20 protein-coding genes, 1 tRNA gene and 1 pseudogene are annotated in these 24,255 nt (G+C 74.4%); 10 read left to right on the forward strand and 12 right to left on the reverse strand.

From position 1 onward, the window contains the following. The first annotated feature begins 1,686 nt into the window (after positions 1-1,686). From galT to galK, 3 genes are read left to right on the forward strand one after another with little or no spacing between them, the layout of a single operon-like run. Positions 1,687-2,742: a galactose-1-phosphate uridylyltransferase gene (gene galT / locus RKE29_RS13085; protein WP_312005374.1), complete on the forward strand. Its 1,056-nt coding sequence runs from the start codon at positions 1,687-1,689 to the stop codon at positions 2,740-2,742. After that, positions 2,739-3,731 carry a UDP-glucose 4-epimerase GalE gene (gene galE / locus RKE29_RS13090; protein ID WP_312005375.1) on the forward strand — a complete coding sequence of 331 codons (993 nt, stop codon included), beginning with the start codon at positions 2,739-2,741 and terminating at the stop codon, positions 3,729-3,731. The genes galT and galE overlap by 4 nt, the downstream gene beginning before the upstream one ends. Next, positions 3,728-5,008 (forward strand): galactokinase, encoded by a 1,281-nt coding sequence (gene galK, locus RKE29_RS13095; protein ID WP_312005376.1) that lies wholly within the window; start codon positions 3,728-3,730, stop codon positions 5,006-5,008. Before galE ends, galK begins: the two co-directional genes overlap by 4 nt. Before the next feature lie 162 nt (positions 5,009-5,170). Here galK and RKE29_RS13100 read toward each other — a convergent pair whose 3' ends face one another. Further along, positions 5,171-5,620 carry a GNAT family N-acetyltransferase gene (locus tag RKE29_RS13100; RefSeq protein WP_312005377.1) on the reverse strand — a complete coding sequence of 150 codons (450 nt, stop codon included), beginning with the start codon at positions 5,618-5,620 and terminating at the stop codon, positions 5,171-5,173. Positions 5,621-5,866: 246 nt separating this feature from the next. Here RKE29_RS13100 and RKE29_RS13105 point away from each other — a divergent pair, with 246 nt between their 5' ends. Continuing rightward, positions 5,867-6,679 carry a response regulator transcription factor gene (locus RKE29_RS13105; protein WP_312005378.1) on the forward strand — a complete coding sequence of 271 codons (813 nt, stop codon included), beginning with the start codon at positions 5,867-5,869 and terminating at the stop codon, positions 6,677-6,679. Here RKE29_RS13105 and RKE29_RS13110 read toward each other — a convergent pair. Next, positions 6,641-7,135, reverse strand: a complete 495-nt coding sequence (locus tag RKE29_RS13110) for a MarR family transcriptional regulator (RefSeq protein ID WP_312005379.1) — start codon at positions 7,133-7,135, stop codon at positions 6,641-6,643. The two genes, RKE29_RS13105 and RKE29_RS13110, sit on opposite strands and share 39 nt — an antisense overlap. A gap of 179 nt (positions 7,136-7,314) precedes the next feature. On the opposite strand from RKE29_RS13110, the gene RKE29_RS13115 reads away from it, so the two are divergent. Further along, positions 7,315-8,139 carry a trans-aconitate 2-methyltransferase gene (locus RKE29_RS13115; protein WP_312005393.1) on the forward strand — a complete coding sequence of 275 codons (825 nt, stop codon included), beginning with the start codon at positions 7,315-7,317 and terminating at the stop codon, positions 8,137-8,139. Positions 8,140-8,293: 154 nt separating this feature from the next. On the opposite strand, the gene RKE29_RS13120 is transcribed toward RKE29_RS13115, so the two are convergent. After that, positions 8,294-8,896 (reverse strand): TetR/AcrR family transcriptional regulator, encoded by a 603-nt coding sequence (locus RKE29_RS13120; RefSeq protein ID WP_312005380.1) that lies wholly within the window; start codon positions 8,894-8,896, stop codon positions 8,294-8,296. Positions 8,897-8,976: 80 nt separating this feature from the next. Continuing rightward, complete coding sequence (locus RKE29_RS13125; RefSeq protein ID WP_312005381.1) at positions 8,977-9,987, reverse strand: acyl-CoA desaturase; 1,011 nt, start codon at positions 9,985-9,987, stop codon at positions 8,977-8,979. A 190-nt stretch (positions 9,988-10,177) separates the two neighbouring features. Between RKE29_RS13125 and ppc the strand changes: the two genes are divergently transcribed. Next, on the forward strand, positions 10,178-12,946 hold the full coding sequence (gene ppc / locus RKE29_RS13130) for a phosphoenolpyruvate carboxylase (RefSeq protein WP_312005382.1): 2,769 nt from the start codon (positions 10,178-10,180) through the stop codon (positions 12,944-12,946). Positions 12,947-13,486: 540 nt separating this feature from the next. Here the strand turns inward: ppc and pth are convergent. The 6 genes from pth to RKE29_RS13160 form a co-directional block, all read right to left on the reverse strand. After that, on the reverse strand, positions 13,487-14,077 hold the full coding sequence (pth, locus tag RKE29_RS13135) for an aminoacyl-tRNA hydrolase (RefSeq protein ID WP_312005383.1): 591 nt from the start codon (positions 14,075-14,077) through the stop codon (positions 13,487-13,489). A 171-nt stretch (positions 14,078-14,248) separates the two neighbouring features. Further along, positions 14,249-14,833 (reverse strand): 50S ribosomal protein L25/general stress protein Ctc, encoded by a 585-nt coding sequence (locus tag RKE29_RS13140; RefSeq protein WP_312005384.1) that lies wholly within the window; start codon positions 14,831-14,833, stop codon positions 14,249-14,251. 362 nt (positions 14,834-15,195) lie between these two features. Then, on the reverse strand, positions 15,196-16,173 hold the full coding sequence (locus RKE29_RS13145; protein WP_312005385.1) for a ribose-phosphate diphosphokinase: 978 nt from the start codon (positions 16,171-16,173) through the stop codon (positions 15,196-15,198). A gap of 76 nt (positions 16,174-16,249) precedes the next feature. Then, positions 16,250-17,746: a bifunctional UDP-N-acetylglucosamine diphosphorylase/glucosamine-1-phosphate N-acetyltransferase GlmU gene (gene glmU / locus RKE29_RS13150; RefSeq protein ID WP_312005386.1), complete on the reverse strand. Its 1,497-nt coding sequence runs from the start codon at positions 17,744-17,746 to the stop codon at positions 16,250-16,252. Between the two features lie 118 nt (positions 17,747-17,864). Further along, positions 17,865-17,936 (reverse strand) — tRNA-Gln (locus RKE29_RS13155). A gap of 28 nt (positions 17,937-17,964) precedes the next feature. After that, the gene (locus tag RKE29_RS13160) at positions 17,965-18,645 is read right to left on the reverse strand and encodes a hypothetical protein (RefSeq protein ID WP_312005387.1); all 681 of its coding nucleotides are present in this window, start codon (positions 18,643-18,645) and stop codon (positions 17,965-17,967) included. A 156-nt stretch (positions 18,646-18,801) separates the two neighbouring features. On the opposite strand from RKE29_RS13160, the gene RKE29_RS13165 reads away from it, so the two are divergent. Both RKE29_RS13165 and RKE29_RS13170 read left to right on the forward strand, forming a co-directional pair. After that, positions 18,802-20,349 carry a histidine kinase gene (locus tag RKE29_RS13165; RefSeq protein ID WP_312005388.1) on the forward strand — a complete coding sequence of 516 codons (1,548 nt, stop codon included), beginning with the start codon at positions 18,802-18,804 and terminating at the stop codon, positions 20,347-20,349. Positions 20,350-20,507: 158 nt separating this feature from the next. Then, positions 20,508-20,999, forward strand: coding sequence for a GNAT family N-acetyltransferase (locus RKE29_RS13170; protein ID WP_312005389.1), 492 nt, complete (start codon positions 20,508-20,510; stop codon positions 20,997-20,999). Between the two features lie 218 nt (positions 21,000-21,217). Here the strand turns inward: RKE29_RS13170 and RKE29_RS13175 are convergent, their stop codons facing one another. Together RKE29_RS13175 and RKE29_RS13180 are read right to left on the reverse strand one after the other, a co-directional pair. Continuing rightward, complete coding sequence (locus tag RKE29_RS13175; RefSeq protein ID WP_312005390.1) at positions 21,218-21,709, reverse strand: SUKH-3 domain-containing protein; 492 nt, start codon at positions 21,707-21,709, stop codon at positions 21,218-21,220. A 154-nt stretch (positions 21,710-21,863) separates the two neighbouring features. Then, positions 21,864-22,391, reverse strand: a complete 528-nt coding sequence (locus RKE29_RS13180; RefSeq protein WP_312005391.1) for a YwqJ-related putative deaminase — start codon at positions 22,389-22,391, stop codon at positions 21,864-21,866. A 355-nt stretch (positions 22,392-22,746) separates the two neighbouring features. Here RKE29_RS13180 and RKE29_RS13185 point away from each other — a divergent pair, with 355 nt between their 5' ends. After that, positions 22,747-23,724, forward strand: a complete 978-nt coding sequence (locus RKE29_RS13185; RefSeq protein ID WP_312005392.1) for an SMI1/KNR4 family protein — start codon at positions 22,747-22,749, stop codon at positions 23,722-23,724. Further along, a pseudogene (locus tag RKE29_RS13190) lies at positions 23,721-24,255 on the forward strand (hypothetical protein); the annotation flags it as partial. The gene RKE29_RS13185 and the pseudogene RKE29_RS13190, both read left to right, overlap by 4 nt.

Here is a 24,255-nt window from a genome sequence, read left to right on the forward strand (position 1 = left end):
ACCGTTGCCCGGCGCCCCCTGTCCACCCGCGAAGAGAGGTAAAAACGTGTTCAAGCGGCGCAATAAGACCGAGCCTGAGCTTAAGGAAAAGGACACACCCAAGAGGCCGGAACCCCCCATCTGCTCGCAGCACAACACGGATGAACTGCCCCCCGACTTCGCGCCGACCGCTCGCGGCGCGGTCCGGTGCCTTATTTGCGGGTACGTCGCGTAATCCGACGTCCGGTCCGAAGGCGCAGCCCACAGTCGTCCCTCGGCGGGGCGCCCGCGAGCCGAGCGAGCGCCGCTCGGGCTCCCGTCCTGCCTGCCCGTGGTCGCGCGGCCGGGACCGCGCACCGGCGCCGCTGCCCCTCGTCGGCGGTGAGGGACCTGGGGTGTCGGCGTGGTGGCTCCGCGTCGGCACCCCGCACCGGCCCCGTCTGCCCGTCCGCTCACTCCCCCCGACGGGCGGGCGGGGCCACCAACCACATGCCGGACCAGATAAGGAGGACCACATGATTTCCCTGCCGGAAGTCATGGAGTGGGCGCGCGGAGTGTGCGCGCTGGTCGAGCCGTGCCCGCCTGGCGGGTCGGCGGGTGGTAGGTCGTGGTTTGGGATACGGGGGTGGTGGGGGTGATCGGGGCCGGTGCGCCCCCGGCCGGTGGTGGCGGGGGGTGGGTGTCTGATCAGTGCGCGGTGGCCCGGCGGCCGGGGGGTGTGGTGGAGGCGCACGCGCTGTGTCTGGGGGGCCGGTACGGGTGCCGGTGCCACCGGAAGACGGCCCGGAGCCTGGGCGCGTGGCTGGGCGGTCCGCCGCACCTGGTGCAGGGCGACGCGGGCGCGCCCGGGGAGCGGGAGCCGGAGTTCGTGGCGGTTCCGGTGGCGCGGCAGCCTGCTCGCCGGGGCCGGACGGGGGACCGGCGGCATACGCCTCCGGTGACTCCGGCTGAGGCGGAGGCGGAGCTGCGTGAGGCGGGGTTCGAGCCGATCGAGGCGTATCCGGGACGGGCGTCGCAGGGGTGGGCGTGCCGGTGCCTGGAGTGCGGCGCGGCGCGGCGGTTGAAGCTGTCCGACGTACGCGGCGGGCGCCGCTGCCTGCACACCCGGGGGGTACCGCCGCCCCCCTGCAGACGGGGGCGGGGGCGCTGGTCTCTTCCGGCGAATCCCCCGAGCCGGTCCTGGTCGGGTCAGCGCGTCCGTCCCTCGGCCCGGTCCGCTCGTGCCACCGGTCTTCGTCCTGTCCGGGGTGGTGCGGCGGGTCGGGCTACCCAAGCCCCGGCCGGGAGTCTGGGGATTCTCCTGGCCGGGCCCTGTGACCGGTCCGCGTGAGGGTGCGGCGTCTGCCAGCACCGGCCGTGCACCCGTCCCTTGTCCCGATGGCAGGGGCGCGGGCCGACTCAACGCCCGGGGATACGTGGTCTTCCACGTGCCCCCGGGGCTTTTTGTGATGATGCGGGGCGGTCTGGGCGCGGCTAGGCGCGGCGGGCGCGAGGCTTCGACTTCCGCTGTCGGGCCTGACGGATGTGCTGGTCGATCACTGCGGCGGCGGCGTGGGCGCGGCTGGGCCACCACGCTTTTTTCCCAATGGGGCGTAGCGGTATCAGGTTGTACCGGTTTGAAGGCCCTGGGCGTCTTGACCGGAGCTGTTGATTTGTGCTTCCTTGTGTTTGATCGTGTTCGATTGGGGAACGTCGAGGGATGGCAGGGTGAAGAAGACGTCCACCCGTCTCGCGGACGGGCGCGAGCTGATCTACTACGACGCGCGGGACGGCACGCCGCGCGACCACCCCGACCGGCGGCCCCTCACGCCGACCGAGACCCGCTCGGAGATCCGCCGCGACCGCCTCCTCGGCGACGCGGTCGCCGTCGCCTCCCACCGCCAGGGGCGCACCTACCACCCGCCCGCCGACCAGTGCCCCCTGTGCCCCTCCCGCGACGGGCGGCTCAGCGAGGTCCCCGCCCCCGACTACGACGTCGTGGTCTTCGAGAACCGCTTCCCGTCCCTGGCCGGCGGCGTCGGCCGCTGCGAGGTGGTGTGCTTCACCTCCGACCACGACGCCTCCTTCGCCGACCTGACCCCCGACCGGGTAGCGCTGGTGCTGGACGTGTGGACCGACCGGACGGCCGAGCTGTCCCGGCTGCCCGGCGTGGAGCAGGTCTTCTGCTTCGAGAACCGGGGCCAGGAGATCGGCGTCACCCTCGGCCACCCGCACGGCCAGATCTACGCGTACCCCTTCACCACCCCGCGCACCGAGACGATGCTCCGGTCGGTGCGCGCCTACCGGGCGGAGACCGGCGGGGCCAACCTCTTCGACGCCGTCGTCGCCGACGAGCGGGCCGACGGCAGCCGGGTGGTGCTGGCGGGCGAGCACTGGGTGGCCTTCGTGCCGTACGCCGCCCACTGGCCGTACGAGGTGCACCTCTACCCGCTGCGCCGGGTCCCGGACCTCACCGCGCTCGGCGACGCCGCGCGCACCGAGTTCCCACAGCTCTACCTGGAACTGCTGAAGCGCTTCGACCGGATCTTCACCGCGGACCCCGGCGCGGCCGGCCCCACGCCGTACGTCGCGGCCTGGCACCAGGCGCCGCGCGGCGCCGACGGCCGCCAGGACTTCGCGCTCCACCTGGAGCTTTTCACGATCCGCCGGACCTCGGGCAAGCTGAAGTTCCTCGCGGGCTCCGAGTCCGGCATGGACGTGTTCGTCAACGACGTGCCGCCGGAGGCCGCGGCCCAGCGACTGCGAGAGGTAGCGAGTCAGTGAGTGCTGCGCACAACAGGAAGTACCTGGTCACAGGCGGTGCCGGGTACGTGGGCGGAGTGGTGGCCGCCCACCTGCTCCAGGCCGGCCACCGGGTGACCGTGCTGGACGACCTGTCCACCGGCCACCGGGACGGCGTGCCGGAGGGCGCGGAGTTCGTCGAGGGCCGGGTGCAGGAGGCCGCCAAGTGGCTGGACTCCTCCTACGACGCCGTGCTGCACTTCGCGGCCAGCTCGCAGGTCGGCGAATCGGTCGCCGACCCGGAGAAGTACTGGCTGAACAACGTGGGCGGCACCACCGACCTGCTCGCCGCCATGCGCGACGCGGGCGTGCGCACCCTGGTGTTCTCCTCCACCGCCGCCACCTACGGCGAACCGGCCGGCACGCCCATCACCGAGGACTTCCCCACCGCGCCCACCAACCCGTACGGCGCCACGAAACTCGCCGTCGACCACATGATCACCGGCGAGTGCGCCGCGCACGGCCTGGCCGCCGTCAGCCTGCGGTACTTCAACGTCGCCGGCGCCTACGGCCCGTACGGCGAGCGGCACGACCCCGAGTCGCACCTCATCCCGCTCGTCCTCCAGGTCGCCCAGGGCCGGCGGGCGGCGATCTCCGTCTACGGCGACGACTACCCCACGCCCGACGGTACCTGCGTGCGCGACTACATCCACGTCGCCGACCTCGCCGACGCCCACCTGCTGGCGCTGGACGCGGCGCTGGACGGGCGGGTGGCGGCCGGCGAGCACCTGATCTGCAACCTCGGCAACGGCAACGGCTTCTCCGTCCGCCAGGTCGTCGAGACCGTCCGCCAGGTCACCGGCCACCCCGTCCCCGAGACCGCCGCCCCCCGGCGCGGCGGCGACCCGGCCGTGCTGGTCGCCGCCGCCGAGCGCGCCCGGCGGCGGCTCGGCTGGACGCCGCGCCGCGCCGACCTGGCCGGGATCATCCGGGACGCGTGGGAGTTCGCCCAGCGGCGGGACGGGGCGTGAGCGCGGTGCGCCCGGGCCCGCAGCCCCCTGCTTCCGGGGCGGACCCCGCCGCCGGGGCGGGCCCCGGCGCGGGGCACGGGCCCGGGCGCACGGCCGCGCGCTTCCGGGAGGTGTTCGGGACCGGGCCCGCGGGCGTGTGGGCCGCGCCCGGCCGGGTCAACCTGATCGGCGAGCACACCGACTACAACGACGGCTTCGTCATGCCGCTCGCCCTGCCGCACACCTGCCTGGCCGCCGCCGCCCCGCGCGCGGACGGGCTGCTGCGGCTCAGCTCCGGCGGCGCCGCCGGCGGCGTGGTCTCGCCGCGCGTGGACGACCTGGCACCGGCCGCGCCCGGCGGCGACCGGGGCGGCTGGGCGGCCTACCCGGCAGGTGTGGTGTGGGCGCTGCGCGCCGCCGGACTGCCGGTGGGCGGGGCCGACCTGCACTACGACAGCACCGTGCCCACCGGCGCCGGCCTGTCCTCCTCGGCCGCTCTGGAAGTGGCCACCGCCACGGCGCTGAACGACCTGTACGGCCTTGGCCTCGACCCGCTGGGGCTGGCCCGGCTGTGCCGGCGCGCGGAGAACGACTTCGTGGGCGTGCCCTGCGGGATCATGGACCAGACCGCCGCCGCCTGCTGCGCCGAGGGCCACGCCCTGCACCTGGACACCCGGGACCTGACGCTGCGGCAGGTGCCGTTCGACCTGGCGGCGCACGGTCTGCGGCTGCTGGTGGTCGACACGCGCGTCACACACGAGCTGGGCGACGGCGCGTACGCCGACCGGCGCGCCTCCTGCGAGGCGGGCGCGCGGGCGCTGGGCGTGCGCGCGCTGCGCGAAGTCGCGTACGAGGAGCTGGACGACGCGCTCGCGCGCCTGACGGGCCCGGGCGGCGCGGGCGAGCGGGTGGCGCGGCGGGTGCGGCACGTGGTCACGGAGAACCGCAGGGTGGAGGAGGTGGCCGCGCTGCTGGACGCGGCCGCCGACGCCGGGCCCGGCGCGTCCGGCGTCCGCGGCATCGGGCCGGTGCTGACGGCGGGTCACGCCTCGTGCCGCGACGACTTCGAGATCTCCTGCCCGGAGCTGGACCTGGTGGTCGAGGCGGCGAACGCGGCGGGCGCGCTGGGGGCCCGGATGACGGGCGGCGGCTTCGGCGGCTCGGCCATCGTCCTGGTGGACGACGGGAAGGCGGAGCCGGTGGCGCGGGCGGTGGGCGAGGCGTTCGCCGCCGCCGGGTACCGCGCTCCGCGCGTCTTCCCGGCGGTGCCGGGGCCGGGCGCCCGCCGCCTGGCCTGAGCCGGGCCGCCCGGCCTGAGCCGCGTCCGGCCGACGCACTGCGACCCGGGCGACGCCCCAGGCGCCGGCCGGCCGCCCGGCCCGCGGGAGGGGGACGCCCGGCCCGGGGCGGCCCGCCGCGGTCCTCGCCGCGCCGCGGTCCTCGCTACGGCGCGGTCCTCGCTACGGCGCGGTCAGCTCCTTGACCAGCAGGTGGTCGGTCTCGCCCGGCGGGTAGTCCGGGATGACGCACAGCAGGCGGTAGCCCAGCTTCTCGTAGAAGGCGGGAGCCTGGAATCCCCAGGACTCCACGCGCGCGTGCACGCAGCCGAGTCGGTCGCGGGCTATCTCCTCGGCGCGCGCGACCAGGCGGCTGCCCAGGCCGCTGCCGCGCCACCGCTCGTCGACCCACAACAGCTCGACGTGCAGCCAGTGGCCCCAGGCGTGGCCGATCAGACCCCCGGCCAGCGCGCCGTCGTCGGCGTGGGCGTAGAGGTGCACGGGGCGCTCGTCGTCGGCGGGCTCTCCGCGCATGGCGTGCATGACCGCGGAACGGGAGGTGTTGTAGTCCTCCAGCCGCTCCTCGATCATATTCCGCCGTTCTTGGTTGGTTTCTTCCTCGATACGGAACACGATCCTTACCTTAAGCAGGAGCGCGGGGCAGTTTCGCCGTTTCGCCCGGCGCCGCCGGGCACCGGCCGTACGCTGGGCAGAGCGTCGGTGGGGGCCGGCGCCGTTCAGGGGGCGGACACAGGGCAGTGGTCGGCGCCCGGGGCGGGGAGCGAGGACCGTACGGCCGCCGCCGTGCGGAGTGCGGGACCCGCGCCAGGCGTCGCTGGGGCGCTGCCGGTGGTGTTCTCCATCGATTTGGGGGGTTTCGTGGGACGTATTCGCGTACTCGTGGTCGACGACCACCGCATTTTCGCCGAGTCGCTCGCCGCGGCCCTGGCGTCGGAGCAGGACGTGGACGTGGCGGTGGCGGGCAACGGCTCCGCCGCGCTGCGCTGCCTGGAGCGCGGGGCGGCGGAGGGCCGCCGCTACGACGTGATGCTGGTCGACGCGGACCTCGGCGCGGGCGCGCCCGAGGGCGTCCCCCGGCAGCCGGCCGCCCGGGAGGCCGCGCCGCAGGCCCGCGGCGGCGACCCGCGCGGCGAGGTCCGCACGCCCGAGGGCCGCGCGGTGGACGGTGTGACGCTGGTCGGCGCGGTCCGCACCGCGCAGGCGGGCGTGCGGGCCGTGGTGCTCGCCGCCCGTGACGACCCGCGCCGCGCGGCGGCAGCGCTCCAGGCGGGCGCCTCCGGCTGGCTCGCCAAGGACTGCTCCCTCTCCCGCCTGCTGTCGGTGGTGCGCGGCGTGCTGCGTGACGAGACGCACCTGCCGCCCGCCCTGCTCACCGGCGTGCTGCGCGAGCTGACCGCGACCCGCAAGCACCGCACCGAGAGCCAGCGTCTGGTGGAGTCCCTCACCCCGCGCGAGCGCGAGGTGCTGCGCTGCATGGTGGCGGGCCTGGGGCGCAAGGCCGTGGCCGAGCGGCTGTTCCTGTCCCCGCACACCGTCCGCACCCACATGCAGAACGTGCTGGGCAAGCTCGGCGTGCACTCCACGCTGGCCGCCGTGGCCCTGGCCCGGCGCGCCGGGGTCGGCCCGGCGGACCTAGGGGAGGTTGTCGAACGGGGCGGTCAGCTGGCGTAGCAGCGCGGCCAGCTCGCCGCGCTGCGCCCGGGACAGCTCCTCCAGAATGGCGCGCTCCTGGACCAGCAGCGCGGCCAGCGCCTCGTCCGCGCGGTCGCGGCCCTCGGCGGTCAGCCGCACCAGCACCCCGCGCCGGTCGCTGGGGTCGGGCAGCCGCTCGACCAGGCCCTTCTTGGCGAGCCTGTCGATGCGGTTGGTCATCGTGCCGGAGGTGACCAGCGTCTGGGTGAGCAGCTGGCCCGGCGAGAGCTGGTACGGGGTGCCGGCCCGGCGCAGCGAGGTCAGCACGTCGAACTCCCACGGCTCCAGCTGGTGCTCGGCGAACGCCAGCCGCCGCGCCCGGTCGAGGTGGCGGGCCAGCCGGCTGACCCGGCTGAGCACCTCCAGCGGCTCGACGTCGAGGTCAGGGCGCTCCCGGCGCCACGCCGCGACCAGCCGATCGACCTCGTCCTCCATGACGTGAAGTGTAGTAGGTCTGTCGATGTGAAGTCTCTTGACGTCGAGATAAATTGATGGTTGGCTCGGCCCCGGTGCCCGACCGCGCCACCCGGGCACCCCGTGCCCGCACCCCCGGCGGCGGCCCCGCGGCCCGCCGCCGGCCACGCCACCGCGTCAGCCAGGGAGCCGCCATGACCATGTCCGCCGCGCCGCGCTGGGACCCCGGCCAGTACCTGCGGTACGCCGACGTCCGCGCCCGCCCCTTCCACGACCTCCTGGCCCGCGTCCCCGACCCGCCCGCCGACCGCGCACCCGGCCGCCCCCGCGTCGCCGACCTCGGCTGCGGCCCCGGCCACCTCACCGCGCTGCTCGCCGACCGCTGGCCCGCCGCCCACGTCACCGGCCTGGACACCTCGCCGGAGATGCTGCGCGAGGCCGAGGCCCACGCCGGACCCACCCCCGGCGGCGGCCGCCTCGGCTTCCAGCGGGCCGACGTCCTCAGCTGGACCCCCGACGGGCCGTACGACCTGATCGTGTCCAACGCCACCCTCCAGTGGGTGCCCGGCCACGCCGACCGCTTCGGCACCTGGCTGGACGCGCTGCGGCCCGGCGGCACGCTCGCCTTCCAGGTCCCCGGGAACTTCACCGCGCCCAGCCACGCGCTGCTCGCCGACCTGTGCGCCGCCCCGCGCTGGCGCGGCCGCGTCCCCGCGCAACCCGCCGTCTCCGCCGTCCTGGACCCCGCCGACTACCTCGACCGCCTCACCGGCCTCGGCTGCGCGGCGGACGTGTGGGAGACCACCTACCTGCTGCTGCTCACCGGGCCCGACCCGGTGCTCGACTGGGTCAAGGGCACGGCGCTGCGGCCCGCGCTCACCGCGCTCGCCGGCGACCCCGAAGCCGAACGGGCGTTCCTCGCCGAATACCGCGACCTGCTGCGGGCCGCCTACCCGCCCGGCCGCCACGGCACGGTCTTCCCCTTCCGCCGCGTCTTCGCCGTGGCCACGAAGCCGGCCGGCTGACACCACGCGGGCGGCGGGCCCGTACGAGCGCGAGAGGCGCCCGTAGGGGCGGGGGAGCCCCGTACGGCCGCGTACCGCCGAACGAGCCCGCCCGCGGGGCCGGACAGCACGGCGGCCCGGCACGAAGACCGTGCCGGGCCGCTCGCGTGACGCCCTAACTGCGGCGGTGGCCCACCAGGCGCGGCTTCGGCTCCAGACCCTCCAGGCCGTTCCACGCCAGGTTCACCAGGTGCGCCGCCACCTCCGCCTTCTTCGGACGGCGCACGTCCAGCCACCACTGGCCGGTCAGCGCCACCATCCCCACCAGCGCCTGCGCGTACAGCGGGGCCAGCTTCGGGTCGAACCCCCGGGCCTTGAACTCCAGCCCCAGGATGTCCTCCACCTGCGTGGCGATGTCGCTGATCAGCGACGCGAAGGTGCCCGTCGACTGCGCCACCGGGGAGTCGCGCACCAGTATCCGGAACCCGTCGGTGTAGTGCTCGATGTAGTCCAGCAGCACGAACGCCGCCTGCTCCAGCAGCTCCCGCGGATGGCCCGCGGTCAGCGCGCCGGTCACCATGTCCAGCAGCTGGCGCATCTCCCGGTCGACCACCACCGCGTACAGCCCCTCCTTGCCGCCGAAGTGCTCGTAGACCACCGGCTTGGAGACCCCGGCCCGCGCCGCGATCTCCTCCACCGACGTGCCCTCGAACCCCCGCTGGGCGAACAGCGCCCGGCCCACGTCCAGCAGCTGCTCGCGGCGCTCCTTGCCCGACATCCGCACCCGGTGGCCGCGCCCTGCGCGCCCGGACCCCGATGCCAGGGCTCTCCGCCCGCCGCCGTCCGCCCCCGGCTCCATCACGCCGCCCGGGCGGCCTCCTCGGCGACGGCCTCCTCCGGCGCCCCGCCCTCCTTGCGGCGGGCGTCGATACGGGACTGGTTCGGCCAGCGCACGTCATACGCCCAGCCGGCCTTCTCGAACCAGCGGATCAGGCGGGCACTGGAGTCCACCTGGCCGCGCAGCACGCCGTGCCGCGCCGAGGTCGGGTCGGCGTGGTGCAGGTTGTGCCACGACTCCCCGCAGGAGAGCACCGCCAGCCACCACACGTTCCCCGAGCGGTCCCGGGACTTGAACGGACGCCTGCCGACCGCGTGGCAGATCGAGTTGATCGACCACGTCACGTGGTGCAGCAGCGCCACCCTAACGAGCGACCCCCAGAAGAAGGCGCTCGCCGCGCCCTGCCACGACCACGTCACCAGGCCGCCGACCACCGCCGGGAACGCCAGGGACACGATCGTCCACAGGACGAACTGGCGGGAGATCATCCGGATCGCGGGATCCTTGACCAGGTCGGGCGCGTACTTGTGCTGCGGCGTCTGCTCCTCGTCGAACAGCCACCCGATGTGCGCCCACCACAGGCCCTTCAGCAGGGCCGGGACGCTCTCCCCGTACCGCCACGGGGAGTGCGGGTCGCCCTCGGCGTCGGAGAACTTGTGGTGCCTGCGGTGGTCCGCCACCCAGCGCACCAGCGGGCCCTCCACCGCCAGCGACCCCGCGATCGCCAGCGCGATCCGCAGCGGCCGCTTGGCCTTGAACGAGCCGTGCGTGAAATACCGGTGGAAACCGATGGTGATGCCGTGGCAGCCTACGAAATACATCACCACCATCAGCGTCAGGTCCAGCCAGGTCACCCCCCAGCCCCACGCGAGCGGGATGGCGGCGGCCAGCGCCGCGAACGGCACCATGATGAACAGCAGCAGAGTGATCTGCTCAATGGAGCGCTTGTTGTCCCCGCCGAGCGTGGCGTAGGGAAGCGGTGTCTCCTGGGCCTTCGGCGCGTCGTCGATCACGTCGGGGCTTGCAGTCATGAAATCCCTCGTGGGGCTCGGGGGCAGGGCTACGGTTCCGTAACCTACGGCGTCGTAAGTATGGCAGGGCCGGGAAGCAGGGCAATAGCGCTGTGGATAACGGCGGGGGCGTGCCGCCTATCCTGGAGTGAGCCGGACGATGAGGTCCGCACGTTGCCGAGATTGCCACCACTGCAAGGAGCCCGCACCTGTGAGCAGTGCCGACAACACCCGCCTCACCCCCGACCACCCCCGCTCGTCCGATGCCGAAGCCCTGCGGACCGCCGCCCTGCGGGCCGACATCCGCCGCCTCGGCGACCTCCTCGGCGCCACCCTCGTCCGGCAGGAGGGGCCCGAGCTCCTCGACCTCGTCGAGCGGGTCCGCCGCCTCACCCGCACCGACGGCGAGGCCGCCGCCGAACTCCTCGGCCGCACCGACCTGCCCACCGCCACCAAGCTGGTGCGCGCCTTCTCCACCTACTTCCACCTGGCGAACATCACCGAGCAGGTGCACCGCGGCCGCGAGCTGCGCGCCCGCCGCGCCGCCGACGGCGGCATCCTCGCCCGCACCGCCGACCAGCTCAAGGACGCCGACCCCGCGCACCTGCGGCAGACCGCCGCCCACCTGGCCGTCCGCCCCGTCTTCACCGCCCACCCCACCGAGGCCGCCCGCCGCAGCGTGCTGAACAAGCTGCGCCGCATCGCCGCCCTCCTCGACGGCCTCGGCACCGGCGGCGACGAGCGCCGCCTCGCCCCCCGCCTCGCCGAGAACATCGACCTGCTGTGGCAGACCGACGAGCTGCGCGTCGCCCGCCCCGAGCCCGCCGACGAGGCCCGCAACGCCATCTACTACCTCGACGAGCTGCACGCCGGCGTGGTGGGGGACGTCCTCGAAGACCTCGCCGCCGAACTCGACCGGGTCGGCGTCACCCTGCCCGCCGGCACCCGCCCGCTCACCTTCGGCACCTGGATCGGCGGCGACCGCGACGGCAACCCCAACGTCACCCCCGAGGTCACCTGGGAAGTCCTCACCCTCCAGCACGAGCACGGCATCAACGACGCCATCGCCCTCGCCGACGACCTGCGCGCCGCCCTGTCCAACTCCATCCGCAACTGCGGCGCCACCGAGGACGTGCTCGCCTCCCTCCAGCGCGACCTGGAGCTGCTGCCCGAGATCAGCCCCCGCTACAAGCGCCTCAACGCCGAAGAGCCCTACCGCCTCAAGGCCACCTGCGTACGCCAGAAGCTCGTCAACACCCGGGCGCGCATCACCGCCGGCCTGCCCCACCAGCCCGGCCGCGACTACCTCGGCACCGCCGAACTCCTCGCCGACCTGACCCTCGTCCAGGACTCGCTGCGCGCCAACCGCGGCCAGCTCATCGCCGACGGCCGCGTCGAGCGCGCCCTGCGGGTCCTGGCCGCCTTCGGCCTCCAACTGGCCACCATGGACGTGCGCGAACACGCCCACGCCCACCACCACGCCCTCGGCCAGCTCTTCGACCGCCTCGGCGAGGAATCCTGGCGGTACGCCGACATGCCCCGCGACTACCGCCGCCGGCTCCTCGCCAAGGAACTGCGCTCCCGCCGCCCCCTGGCCCCCAGCCCGGCGCCCCTCGACCCCGCCGGAGCCCGCACCCTCGGCGTCTTCCACACCGTTCGCGAGGCCTTCGAGCGCTTCGGCCCCGATGTCGTCGAGTCCTACATCATCTCCATGTGCCAGGGCTCCGACGACGTCTTCGCCGCCGCCGTCCTCGCCCGCGAGGCCGGCCTCGTCGACCTGCACGCCGGCTGGGCCAAGATCGGCATCGTCCCCCTGCTGGAGACCCCCGACGAGCTGAAGGTCGCCGACCGGCTGCTGGACGAGATGCTCGCCGACCCCTCCTACCGCCGCCTGGTCGCCCTGCGCGGCGACGTGCAGGAGGTCATGCTCGGCTACAGCGACTCGTCAAAGTTCGGCGGCATCACCACCTCCCAGTGGGAGATCCACCGCGCCCAGCGCCGGCTGCGCGACGTCGCCCACCGGCACGGCGTACGGCTGCGCCTCTTCCACGGCCGCGGCGGCACCGTCGGCCGCGGCGGCGGCCCCGCCCACGACGCCATCCTCGCCCAGCCCTGGGGCACCCTCGAAGGCGAGATCAAGGTCACCGAGCAGGGCGAGGTCATCTCCGACAAGTACCTGCTCGCCGACCTCGCCCGCGAGAACCTGGAGCTGGCCGTCTCCGCCACCCTCCAGGCCTCCGCCCTGCACACCGCCCCCCGCCAGTCCACCGAGGCCCTCGCCCGCTGGGACGCGGCCATGGACACCGTCTCCGAGGCCGCCCACGCCGCCTACCGCGCCCTCGTGGACGACCCCGACCTGCCCGCCTACTTCTTCGCCTCCACCCCCGTCGACCAGCTCGCCGAACTGCACCTCGGCTCCCGCCCCTCCCGCCGCCCCGACTCCGGCGCCGGCCTCGACGGGCTGCGCGCCATCCCCTGGGTCTTCGGCTGGACCCAGTCCCGGCAGATCGTCCCCGGCTGGTTCGGCGTCGGCTCCGGCCTGCGCGCCGCCCGCGAGGTCGGCCTGAGCACCGTCCTGGACGAGATGCACCAGCACTGGCACTTCTTCCGCAACTTCCTCGCCAACGTCGAGATGACCCTCGGCAAGACCGACCTGCGCATCGCCCGGCACTACGTCGACACCCTCGTCCCCGAGGAGCTGCGGCACGTCTTCGACGTCATCCGGGACGAGTACGAGCGCACCGTCGAGGAGGTCCTGCGGGTCACCGGCGAGGCCGAGCTGCTGGACTTCAACCCCGTCCTGAAGCAGACCTTCCGTATCCGCGACGCCTACCTCGACCCCATCTCCTACCTCCAGGTCGCCCTCCTGCACCGCCAGCGCACCGCCCGCGAACACGGCGAGGACCCGGACCCGCTGCTCGCCCGCGCCCTGCTGCTGACGGTCAACGGCGTGGCGGCGGGCATGCGCAACACGGGGTGACCTGCGCGGTCGGCGCCCGCCCCGGCCCGGGGCGGGGCCCCGGCTCCGCCCGCCGGACGGCCGGACCCCGGTCCGCCGGTCCCCACCGGGGGGCCGCCGACGGCGGCAGCGGAGCCCCCACCGGGGAGAGCCGCTGACGGCGGAGGGGCCGAAGAGCGGGCAGCGAAGCCCCGGCCGGGAGGAGAGCGGCCGACCGCCGGGCGCCCGAAGACGGGCCAGGCCGGGCAGCCCCCACCGGGGGAGAGCCGGCGACGGACGGAAGGCTCACCGGGGTGCGGGGAGGCGACGAGACGGGAAAGATCCCGGCCCGAAGCGGGGGAAAGGGGCGCCGGGGGAGAGCCGGCGACGAGACGGGAGGGGCCGGGGGCGCAGGGGCAGGGTCCTGGACGTGACCGTATATTTTGGTATTTGGGCGGCGGGTTCTGGGCCGCTCAACGCCCGAGTTCAGGCCGCCGAAATGCGAAAATATCCGAGTCCAGGACCCCGCCCCGGAGCCCCCGGCCCCGCCCGCCCACCAGCACCCGCACCATGCGGCGGACGCTACGCGTGATACGCGTTCTGGGCCCGCTCCAGACCCCCCAGGACCAGCGCCTCCACCGCATCCGCCGCCCGGTCCACGAAGTAGTCCAGCTCCTTGCGCTCCGCCGCCGAGAAGTCCTTCAGCACGAACGCCGCCACATCCATCCGTCCCGGCGGGCGCCCGATCCCGAACCGAACCCGGCAGTACCCCGCACCCAGCGCCTTCGTCACCGACTTCAGCCCGTTGTGCCCGTTGTCCCCGCCGCCCGCCTTCAGCCGCAGCACCCCGTAGTCCACGTCCAGCTCGTCGTGGACCACCACCAGCCGCTCCAGCGGCACCTTGTAGAAGTCCACGAGCGCCGCCACCGGCCCCCCCGACAGGTTCATGAACGACGACGGCTTGGCCACCACCACGCGCCGCCCCGCATCCCCCGGCGGGCCCAGCCGACCCTCCACCACCTGCGCCCGCGACCGGTGCGACTTGAACCGCGCCCCCATCCGCCCGGCCAGCAGGTCGGCCACCATGAAGCCGACGTTGTGGCGGTTGCGGGCGTACTCCGGCCCGGGGTTGCCCAGCCCCACCACCAGCCACGGGCTCGCGTCACCCGCCATCACCGGCCTCCTTCACGACTCGTACGACCACCACAGCCCGGTGCCCCCGAGCCCGAAAGAGCGCGGGGGCACCGACAGCACGCACACGGGCCCCGGCCAGTACGCACGCGGCCTCGGCCGGCACGCACACGGGCCAGGGCCAGTACACACCCGGGCCGGGGCGAGCCTACGTCAGGCCTCGCCCTCGCCCTCGCCGCCCTCCTCCGGCGCGGCCTCGGCCTGCGCCGCCACCACCTGGAGCACCACCGCGTCCTCCTCGACCGCCAGCGACGTGCCCGACGGCAGCGTGATGTCCCGCGCCAGCACCGAGTGTCCCGCGTTCAGGCCCTCGACCGACACCGTCACCGACTCCGGGATGTGCGTGGCCTCGGCCTCGACCGGCAGCGCGTTCAGCACGTGCTCCAGCAGGTTCCCGCCCGGCGCCAGCTCGCCCTCGGTGTGCACCGGCACCTCCACGGTGACCTTCTCGCCGCGCTTGACGACCAGCAGGTCCACGTGCTCCAGGAAGCCCTTCAGCGGGTCCCGCTGCACGGCCTTGGGGATCACCAGCTCGCGGCGGCCCTCGACGTCCAGTCCGATCAGCACGTTCGGCGTCTTCAGCGCCAGCATCAGGTCGTGACCCGGCAGGGCCACGTGGACCGGCTCCGTGCCGTGCCCGTAGACGACGCCCGGCACCTTGTCGGCGCGGCGGATACGACGGGCGGCGCCCTTGCCGAACTCCGTACGGGGCTCCGCGGAGATCTTCACCTCGGCCATGACCTTGCACTCCTCGCGATGGGTGGATTTCCTGTGGCCGTCACCCAGCCACGACGCCACGCCCCATGCCAGGACAGCGCGGTGCGCGTCGATAACGGACCAGCCGCGCGTGAACGCGGCCTCCCTCGCCGAGCAACCAGGCGATTCTACCCAGCCCGCGCGCACCGGCCCAATCGGCCGCCCCGACGGAGCGAGCCGGGCCCGACCGGGGGGCCGGGCCCGACCGGAGCAGCTGAAACCGACCAAGCCGACCGGGGAAGCCGGAACAACCGAGACCGACCGGCCCAGCCGAGACCACCCAAACCGACAAGGCAGCCGGAGCAGCCAGGGCCGGCCAGACCGACCGGCCCCGGCCAGAGGCCTCAGGCCTGCTCGTCGAACAGACTCGTCACCGAGCCGTCCTCGAAGACCTCCCGCACCGCCCGCGCGATCGTCGGCGCCATCGACAGCACCGTCACCTTGTCCAGCTCCATCTCACCCGGCGTCGGCAGCGTGTTGGTGAAGATGAACTCGCTGACCTCCGAGTTCTTCAGCCGGTCCGCGGCCGGGCCCGACAGCACCCCGTGCGTCGCCGCCACGATCACGTCCTCCGCGCCGTTGGCGAACAGCGCCTCCGCCGCCGCGCAGATCGTGCCACCGGTGTCGATCATGTCGTCCACCAGGACGCACACCCGGCCGCGCACGTCGCCGACCACCTCGTGCACCGTCACCTGGTTGGCCACATCCGGATCCCGCCGCTTGTGCACGATCGCCAGCGGCGCGCCCAGCCGGTCGCACCACCGGTCCGCCACCCGCACCCGGCCCGCGTCCGGCGAGACCACCGTCAGCTTCGTCCGGTCCACCTGCCCGGCCACGTAGTCCGCCAGCACCGGCAGCGCGAACAGGTGGTCCACCGGGCCGTCGAAGAAGCCCATGATCTGGTCGGTGTGCAGGTCGATCGTGACGATCCGGTCCGCACCCGCGCACTTGAACAGGTCCGCGATCAGCCGCGCCGAGATCGGCTCCCGGCCGCGGTGCTTCTTGTCCTGGCGCGCGTACCCGTAGAACGGGACGATCACGGTCACGCTGCGGGCGGAGGCACGTTTCAGCGCGTCCAGCATGACGAGCTGCTCCATGATCCACTTGTTGATCGGAGTCGTGTGACTCTGGATCAGGAAGCAGTCGGCCCCGCGCGCCGACTCCTCGAAGCGCACGTAGATCTCGCCGTTGGCGAAGTCGAAGGCCTTCGTCGGGACCAAGCTGACGCCCAGCTGGTGGGCGACCTCCTCGGCCAGCTCGGGGTGGGCGCGGCCGGAGAAGAGCATCAGCTTCTTCTCGCCGGTCGTCTTGATCCCGGTCACAGCACAGTCTCCTTGAATGTCACTTTGAGTGCGCTTCTCACGGTACGCCCCGCACGGCGCACGAGTGCACGCAGGGTCACCGCTCCCCGCCCTCACCCTCCGCGCCGCGCCCGGCCCCGTCCGCCCGCGCCGCCTCGTCGGCGGCACGCGCCGCGGCCTGCGCCGCCGCGCTCCCGGGCCGCTTGCGGGCCACCCACCCCTCGATGTTGCGCTGTTGCCCCCGGGCAACGGCAAGTGAACCCGCGGGTACGTCCCTGGTAATAACAGACCCCGCCGCGGTATAGGCACCGTCACCGATAGTGACTGGAGCGACCAGCATGTTGTCCGCTCCTGTCCGGCAGTGACTGCCGATGGTCGTGTGGTGCTTGTGTACGCCGTCGTAATTGACGAAGACGCTCGCCGCCCCGATGTTCGTGTACGCGCCGATGGTCGCGTCCCCCACGTAACTCAGGTGCGGCACCTTCGTGCCCTCGCCCACCTCGGCGTTCTTCATCTCCACGTACGTACCCGCCTTCGCCCGCTCGCCCAGCCGGGTGCCCGGCCGCAGGTACGCGTACGGACCCACGCTCGCCCCCGCGCCGATCCGCGCGCCCTCGGCGACCGTGAAGCTCACCGTGGCCCCCGCGCCCACCGCGGTGTCCGTCAGCCGCGAGTGCGGCCCCACCTCGGCGTCCGCGGCGACGTGCGTGGCGCCCAGCAGCTGCGTGCCGGGGTGGATCACGCAGTCCGGCTCGAAGGTGACTGCCGCGTCCACCCAGGTCGACGCCGGGTCGACCACGGTCGCGCCGGCCAGCATGGCCCGCCGCAGCAGTCTGGCGTTCAGCAGCGCGCGGGCCTGCGCCAGCTGCACCCGGTCGTTGATGCCGACGATCTCCTGGTGGTCCCCGGCCACCGTGGCCCCCACCCGGTGCCCGGCCTCCCGCAGGATGCCGAGCACGTCGGTCAGGTACTCCTCGCCCTGGCTGTTGTCGGCGCGCACCTTGCCCAGCGCGTCCGCCAGCAGCCGCGCGTCGAACGCGAACACCCCGGAGTTGATCTCCCGGACAGCCCGCTGCGCGTCGGTGGCGTCCTTGTGCTCCACGATCGCGGTGACGGCCCCGGTGGCGCCGTCGCGCACGATCCGCCCGTACCCGGTCGCGTCCGGGACGCGCGCGGTCAGGACGGTCACCGCGTTGCCGTCGGCGGCGTGCGCCCCGGCGAGGTCGGCGAGGGTCTGCCCGGTCAGCAGCGGGGTGTCGCCGCAGACGACCACCACGGTCCCGTCCAGCGCGGCCCCGCGCCGGGACAGCTCGTCCAGCCCGGCCCGTACGGCGTGCCCGGTGCCCCGGCGCTCGTGCTGCACGGCGACGACCAGGTCCGGGTCCAGCTCGGCGAGGTGCGCGGAGACCTGCTCGCGGGCGTGGCCCACGACCACCACCAGGTGCTCGGGCGACAGTTCGCGGGAGGCGGCGATCACGTGGCCGACGAGGGAGCGGCCGCAGATCGCGTGCAGGACCTTGGGTGTCGCCGACTTCATGCGGGTGCCCTCACCCGCTGCGAGGACGACGACGGCTGCCGGGCGTGTGACGCTCACGGATGTGCCCTTCGGGCTCGGCTTCGTGGGGTGGACACCCGCAGGATACCGGGCTGTTTTGCGGGAGAAACGTTGTACGCGGGCGGGGGCCCGCACGGCCGGAGGGCCGGCTTCGAGGCTCCGCTGCCAGGACTCGAACCTGGAATAAGTCATCCAAAGTGACCAGTGTTGCCAATTACACCACAGCGGATAGTAAATTTCCCAAATCGGACAGTCGGTCAGACCGTCGACTTGGCCCCCACTACTATGCCGTACCACCAGCCCTCGATGCGACGGTACAAGTCGGCGCCGTCGAGGACGTGAACCACCAGGCACCCGTGGTAATCCTCGCCCACGTTCTTCCGGACGGTCTTCGGGTTATGCCTCTTCAGGGTCGTCTTGCCGAAGGCCGCGGCGTCCATGCCGGTCAGATCCGCCCAGTAGCGCTCCGCCGCGCCCACGTCGGCGGACTCGTGGATCATCACGTAGAACCGCAGCCGGTCGGCGGCCACGCCCAGCAGGGAGAGCCAGGCGAGGTAGACCTGGATCATCTCCGGGTCGCTGTTGATGAAGGCGACGCGCTCCTTCGGCCGGTAGGGCCTGCTCTTGGTCCCCTCCGCCCAGTACAGCCCCACCCCCACCAGGAACAGCTCCCGGTCGGTCATCCGGCCGATCTCCCGGGCCGCCGCCAGCTTCGTCTCCAGCCGCCGGAGCGCGGTGGCGCGGCGGTGCGGAGCCCAGCGGGCCTCGATCATGCGGCGCAGCCGCGCGGGCGGGGTCGGGGGTTTCGGGAGGTCTCTCACCCACGGCGACACCGAGCTCTTCGAGACGCCCAGCTCGGTCACGATCTCGTCGTAGGTCTTTCCGGCGCGCCGTAACTCGCGCGCGCGTGCCTTCAGTTCGGGCTTCGCCTGGACCATGGGGCCAGTGTCGGCCGGGCCGGGCCCCGTTCGGTGGGACCATAGGCCCAATTCCTTATTTCAGGTGAAGAATGCCTGTCTCGCCCTCCTCGGATCCCGTTTCCGTGCTGTCGCGCCGCCGTGGAAGTGTCGGTGTCCGGCCGTAGTCTGGTCACCATGAGTGGGACGGGGGCTGCCCGGGCAGCGGGCGCGGGCCGCGGACCCGGTGGACCGTGGTGGTGGGCGCGGCGCCGGGCGATGGTGCTCGACGTGTCGCTCGCGGCGGTGTCGGCGGCGGAGTGCGCCGCCGAGGGGGTGGACTTCTCCGGTCAGGCCCACATACCGACCGCGCTGGGCGTGCTGTTCGGCGCCGTGGTCGGGGCGACGCTGCTGGTGCGGCGGCGGTGGCCGATCGTGGTGGTGCTGGTCGCCATAGCGGTCACGCCCGCCGAGATGGGGTTGCTGCTGGGGGTGGTGGGGCTGTACAGCCTCGCCGCGTCCGAGCTGCCGCGCCGGATCACGGCGGTGCTCGCCGGGATGTCCGGCCTGGCGGCTCTGATCATTCTGCTGGTGCGGTTCCACCAGGCCGTGGCCGAGGACGAGTGGGACCCGCCGTTCTGGGTGATCCCGGTCCTGTCGGTGCTGACGGCGCTCGGTGTGACCGCGCCTCCGGTGCTGCTGGGCCTGTACGTGGGGGCGAGGCGGCGGCTGGTGGAGAGCCTGCGGGAGCGGGCCGACGGCCTGGAGCGGGAGCTGTCGCTGCTCGCGGAGCGCGCGGAGGAGCGGGCCGAGTGGGCGCGCGGCGAGGAGCGCAGGCGGATCGCCCGGGAGATGCACGACGTGGTGGCGCACCGGGTGAGTCTGATGGTGGTGCACGCCGCGGCGTTGCAGGCGGTGGCGGTGAAGGATCCGGAGAAGGCGTCGCGGAACGCGGCGCTGGTCGGCGACATGGGGCGGCAGGCGCTGACGGAGTTGCGGCAGATGCTGGGCGTGCTGCGGTCGGAGCCGGGTCCGGGGGAGGGCGGCGCCGGGGAGGCCCGCGGGGCGGCGGCGCGGGAGCCGGTGCCGCTGGCCGTGGTGGCGGCGGCCGCGTCGGCGGCGGCGGGCGGGACCGGGGCGGCGGAGGCGGCGGGCGGGCCGTCGCTGGGGGAGCTGGAGTCCCTGGTCGGGCAGTCGCGGGCGGCGGGCATGGCGGTGGAGCTGTCGGTGGAGGGGGAGGCGCGGCCGTACGCGCCGCGGGTGGAGCGGGCGGCGTACCGGGTGGTGCAGGAGGCGCTGACCAACGTGCACAAGCACGCGCCGGGCGCCTGGGCCCGGGTGCGGCTGGCGTACCGGGGGGCGGAGGTGGCGGTGCTGGTGGAGAACGGCCCGTCGGAGGGCGGCGCGGCGGACGCGGGCCTGCCCAGCGGGGGCAATGGCCTGGTGGGGATGCGGGAGCGGGTGACGACGCTGGGCGGGGGGTTCGTGTCGGGGGTGACGGCGGCGGGCGGGTTCCGGGTGTCGGCGGTGATTCCGGACCGGGCGGAGGAGGGTGCCGCGGACGGTTCCGCGGACGGCGCCGGGGCCGGTGGTGCGGCCGGTTCGGCGGGCGCGGCGGGGCGTGCGGAGCCGGCCGGGGGTACGGGCGGGGCGGCGGAGAGCGCGGGCGGGGGTTCCGGCGGGGGTGCGGAGGCGGGGCGGGCGCAGGAGCGTGCGGCCAGCGGGGACCGGGCCGGGACCGGCTGAGGGCCCGGGGCTCGCNCGGGGACCGGGCCGGGACCGGCTGAGGGCCCGGGGCTCGCGGGGTGCGGCGCCTTGTCCGGCCCTCGGCTCCCCGGCCACCCGGCCCTCGGCTCCCCGGTTATCCGGTTGCCTGGGGTGCCGTCGTGGGACAGCCTCCTGGCGTGATCGAGTCGTGGGTGCTGACGGTGGACGACTGGCCGTGGTGGCGTGAGCTGAGGCTGGCGGCGCTGGCCGAGGCCCCGTATGCCTTCGGGTCGCGGCTGGCGGACTGGCAGGGGGACGGCGACCGGGAGGAGCGGTGGCGCGCCCGGCTGGGCGTTCCCGGTTCGTGCAGCCTGCTGGCGGTGCTGGACGGGAGGCCGGTCGGGATGGCGGGGGGCGTGCCGGGCGCGCGCGAGGGGGTGGTGGAGCTGGTCTCCCTGTGGGTGCGCGGGGAGGCGCGGGGGCGTGGGGTGGGGGATCACCTGGTACGGGCGGTGGAGCGGTGGGCGGCGGCGCGGGCGGAGGTGCTGGAGCTGGCGGTGGCGCCGGGGAACGGGCACGCGATCGCGTTGTACCGGCGGCATGGTTTCGAGGACACGGGTCGGCCCGGTGACCTGATGCCCGACGGGCGCAGGGAGCGGGTGATGGCCAAGCGGCTGCGGTCCGGGTGAGGCGCGCCGGCGGGGGCTGCGTGATGCGGTCCGGGGCTGCTGGTGTGCCGGGCGGGTGCCGGGTTGCCGGGGGGCGGGGCCGCGGGCGTCGGCGCGTCGGTGGTCCGGTCCGTACGCGCGGAAGGGGTGGCTGATCGGCCCGGTAGGGCTCCCGCGCACGGTCCGGTCCGTACGCGCGGGAGGGGTGGGTCGGCGGGTACGGGCGGCGGGGCGGCCCGTTATCCGGTGGCGGTGTGGCGGGACAGGCGGCGCGGCTGGGTGCCGGTGACGAGGGTGACGAGGGCCGTGTCGATGTCCCGGCCGAGGTACCAGTCGCCGGTGTGGTCGAGGCTGTAGACCCGGCCTTCGGCGTCGATGGTGAGCAGGCCCTGTCCGTCGGCTTCCTCGCCCAGTGGGCAGACCTCGGTGCCCAGAGCGCGGCCGAGGTCGCCGAGGGTGCGGGCGAGGTGCAGGCCGTGCAGGGGGTCGAGGAGGACGGGCGCGGGGGCGATGTGCCGGCCGGCGGCGGGGGGCCGCAGGCACAGTCCGCCGAATTCGGCCCAGGCTTCGACGGCGGCGGGGAAGACGGCGTGCCGGTGTCCGGCCGGGGAGGTGTGGGCGCGCAGCGTGTCGGCCCAGGCTTCGGCCTGTTTGATGTCCCAGCGGTCGGGCTGCCAGCCGGCTTCGCGCAGCACGGCGTCGACGGCGGCGGGGAAGCGTGGGGTGTTCATGGGTGTGGTGGGGGTGTCGGGCTCGGCGGGGGTGCTCCCCGGCGGGCGGGTGTGGGCGGGTGCGGGCCGCGGGCGTTCGGGTGCTTCGGCGGCGGGTCGCGGCGCCGGTGCGCGCTGTACGGGCGAGGCGGGCGAGGTGCGTGTTGCGCGCATGTCACTCCTGGGTCGCGGCCAGGTCGACGGTCCGTACGCCGAAGTGGGCCAGCAGGGCGGCGCAGGAGCGGCAGGGCGGGGAGTAGCTGCCGTGCCGCGGGTCGCCGTCCTCGCGTATCCGGCGCGCGGTGATCTTCGCCTGCTTCAGGGAGCGGCGGGCCTGGCCGTGGGTGAGGGGTTTGCGGGTGGCGCGCTTGCCGCGGGCGGTGTCGAGGGCGGTGAGGTGGCGGGAGAGGAGGATGGCTTCGGGGCAGCGGCCGGTGAAGCGTTCGCGCTGGGCGCTGGTGAGGGTGTCGAGGAAGTCCTGGACGAGAGGGTGGAGCGCGGGGGGTTCGTCGGCCTTGCCCGCGGTGCAGGTGAGGGTCTTGCCGCGGACGCACAGGGCGGCGGCGACGGCGGGCAGGATGGCCTCGCGGCGGTGCAGGAGCGGGGGCGGGTCGGTGTCGCCCTCTCCGGTGCTCCATACGAGCCGTGGGTCGCCCGGCGCGGGCGGCCCGGCGTCGCTGTCGCTGTGCCGCGTGGTGTGCATGTGGTGCCTGCCTCCTTGGGCAATCCCCATGTTGCGGGGCCAGCCTGCCAAATGGGGCACCTGATGCGGAAGCGGGGGCGGCATTTGTCCACCCGTCCGAGGGCCGGGCCGCACAAGGGTCCCAGCCCGGTCGCGGGGCGGGAAGGGGCGGGAAGCGGACGGATGAGCGGAACGCCAGGAGGGGCCGGGGAGCGGTCGGCGGTCGCGGGGCGGGCGTGCGGGGGAGGCAGGCGGGGGTCCTGCGGCGGGCGGGCGGGGCCGGGGCCGGGGCGTAAGGCGGGCGGGCGCGGGACTGGTGTCGCACCCACCGCATAGTCTGTGTCGTAGCAGCCAGCAGCAGCAGGGGGCATCCGCCATGACGACAGGTCGGCTCGGGCAGCAGGTCGCGCCGCCGAACGCGGCCTACGCGGGTCAGGTCGTGCACTTTCCGGACCCGGTGCGCGCCGCCCGCCACCCCAGAGGGGTGCGGGTGGACGAGCGCGGCTACCCGGACTTCGCGCCGTACGCGCGCGCGGCCGCCGAGATCGCCGAGCCTCCGGAGGGTTTCGGCGTGGACGAGCTGCGGCTGACGGACTTCGTCTCGGCGAACGCGGCGCTGCACGCGGCGGGCCACGAGCTGTGGCAGGGCGCGCCTTCGGTGGCGACCCCGCACGGCTGGACGTGGCATCACGTGGCGGGCACGCGCCGCATGGAGCTGGTCCCGGCCGAGGTGAAGGCGCTGCTGCGGCACCACGCGGGCCTGGCGACGGCGGAGGTGGACCAGGACAAGCGCGGCACCCGCCCGTTGCAGGACACCCGCCCGGTGCACTTCGGGCTGCCGCGGCGGGGGCTGGCGGTCTCCGAGGAGCAGGTGGCCGGGGTGGAGGAGGACCTGGGGTTCCGGCTGCCGGAGGCGTACCGGTCGTTCCTGAAGGCGGCGGGCGGCTGCGCGCCGGTGGGCGTGGCGCTGGACCCGCAGCTCGGTCTGCTGGTGGACCAGCCGTTCTTCACCATCCGCGACGAGGCCGCGGTCAACGACCTGGTGTATGTCAACAAGTGCCTGCGGGACCACTTCACGAAGGACTTCCTGGGGGTGGCCTTCGTGCAGGGCGGCGTGCTGGCGGTAAAGGTGAAGGGCGAGGCGGTGGGCTCGGTGTGGTTCTGCGCGTACGACGACGCGCGGGACCGCGACGGCTGGACGGTGGGGGAGCGGGTGGAGTATCTGATGCTGCCCTGCGGTGAGGACTTCGACGCCTTCCTGCTGCGGCTGGTGGGCAATCCCCCGGAGCTGGAGACGGTGGCGGGCCTGATGGTGGAGGGCGGCTTCGCGTTCGCCGTGCCGGTGGAGGGGTGAGCGGGGTGGTCACGTACGCGCAGGCGCAGGAGCGCGCCGAGCAGTGGATCAACGGTGACGTGCCCGCGTACCAGCAGCGCGAGGTGCGGGTGCGGGAGTTCGGCCTGGGCTTCGTGGCCTGGGCGGAGGACCGGCAGGACGGCCCGGCGGCCGGGCCGCGGGGCGCGCGCCTGGTGATAGCGCGGGACAGCGGGGAGACGACGCTGTGGCCGGCGCTGCCGGTGGGCGAGGTGATCCGCCGTTACGAGGAGGAGTACGGGGCGGTGGACGGCGGCGAGCCGGAGCCGGTCGCCGAGGAGCCGCCGCGGCGCATCGACCTGAACGCGACGTCGTTCCTGCTGAGCCCCCCCGAGTGGCTTCAGGAGGCGGCCGACGCGATAGGGCTGCCGCACCGGCGCCCGGGGGCGTCGGGCCTGGCGCCGGGGGGCGGCGGGAGCGCGGGTGAGGGTGCCGGGCGGCCGGCCTTCGTGCCGGCGCCGGGCGCGGGTCCGGACGCGGCGGCCCGGGGGCCGGAGCGGCAGGACGGGTGGC

Origin of the sequence: Streptomyces sp. B1866 (genome assembly GCF_031932565.1) — a bacterium.
Taxonomy (GTDB): Bacteria; Actinomycetota; Actinomycetes; order Streptomycetales; family Streptomycetaceae; genus Streptomyces.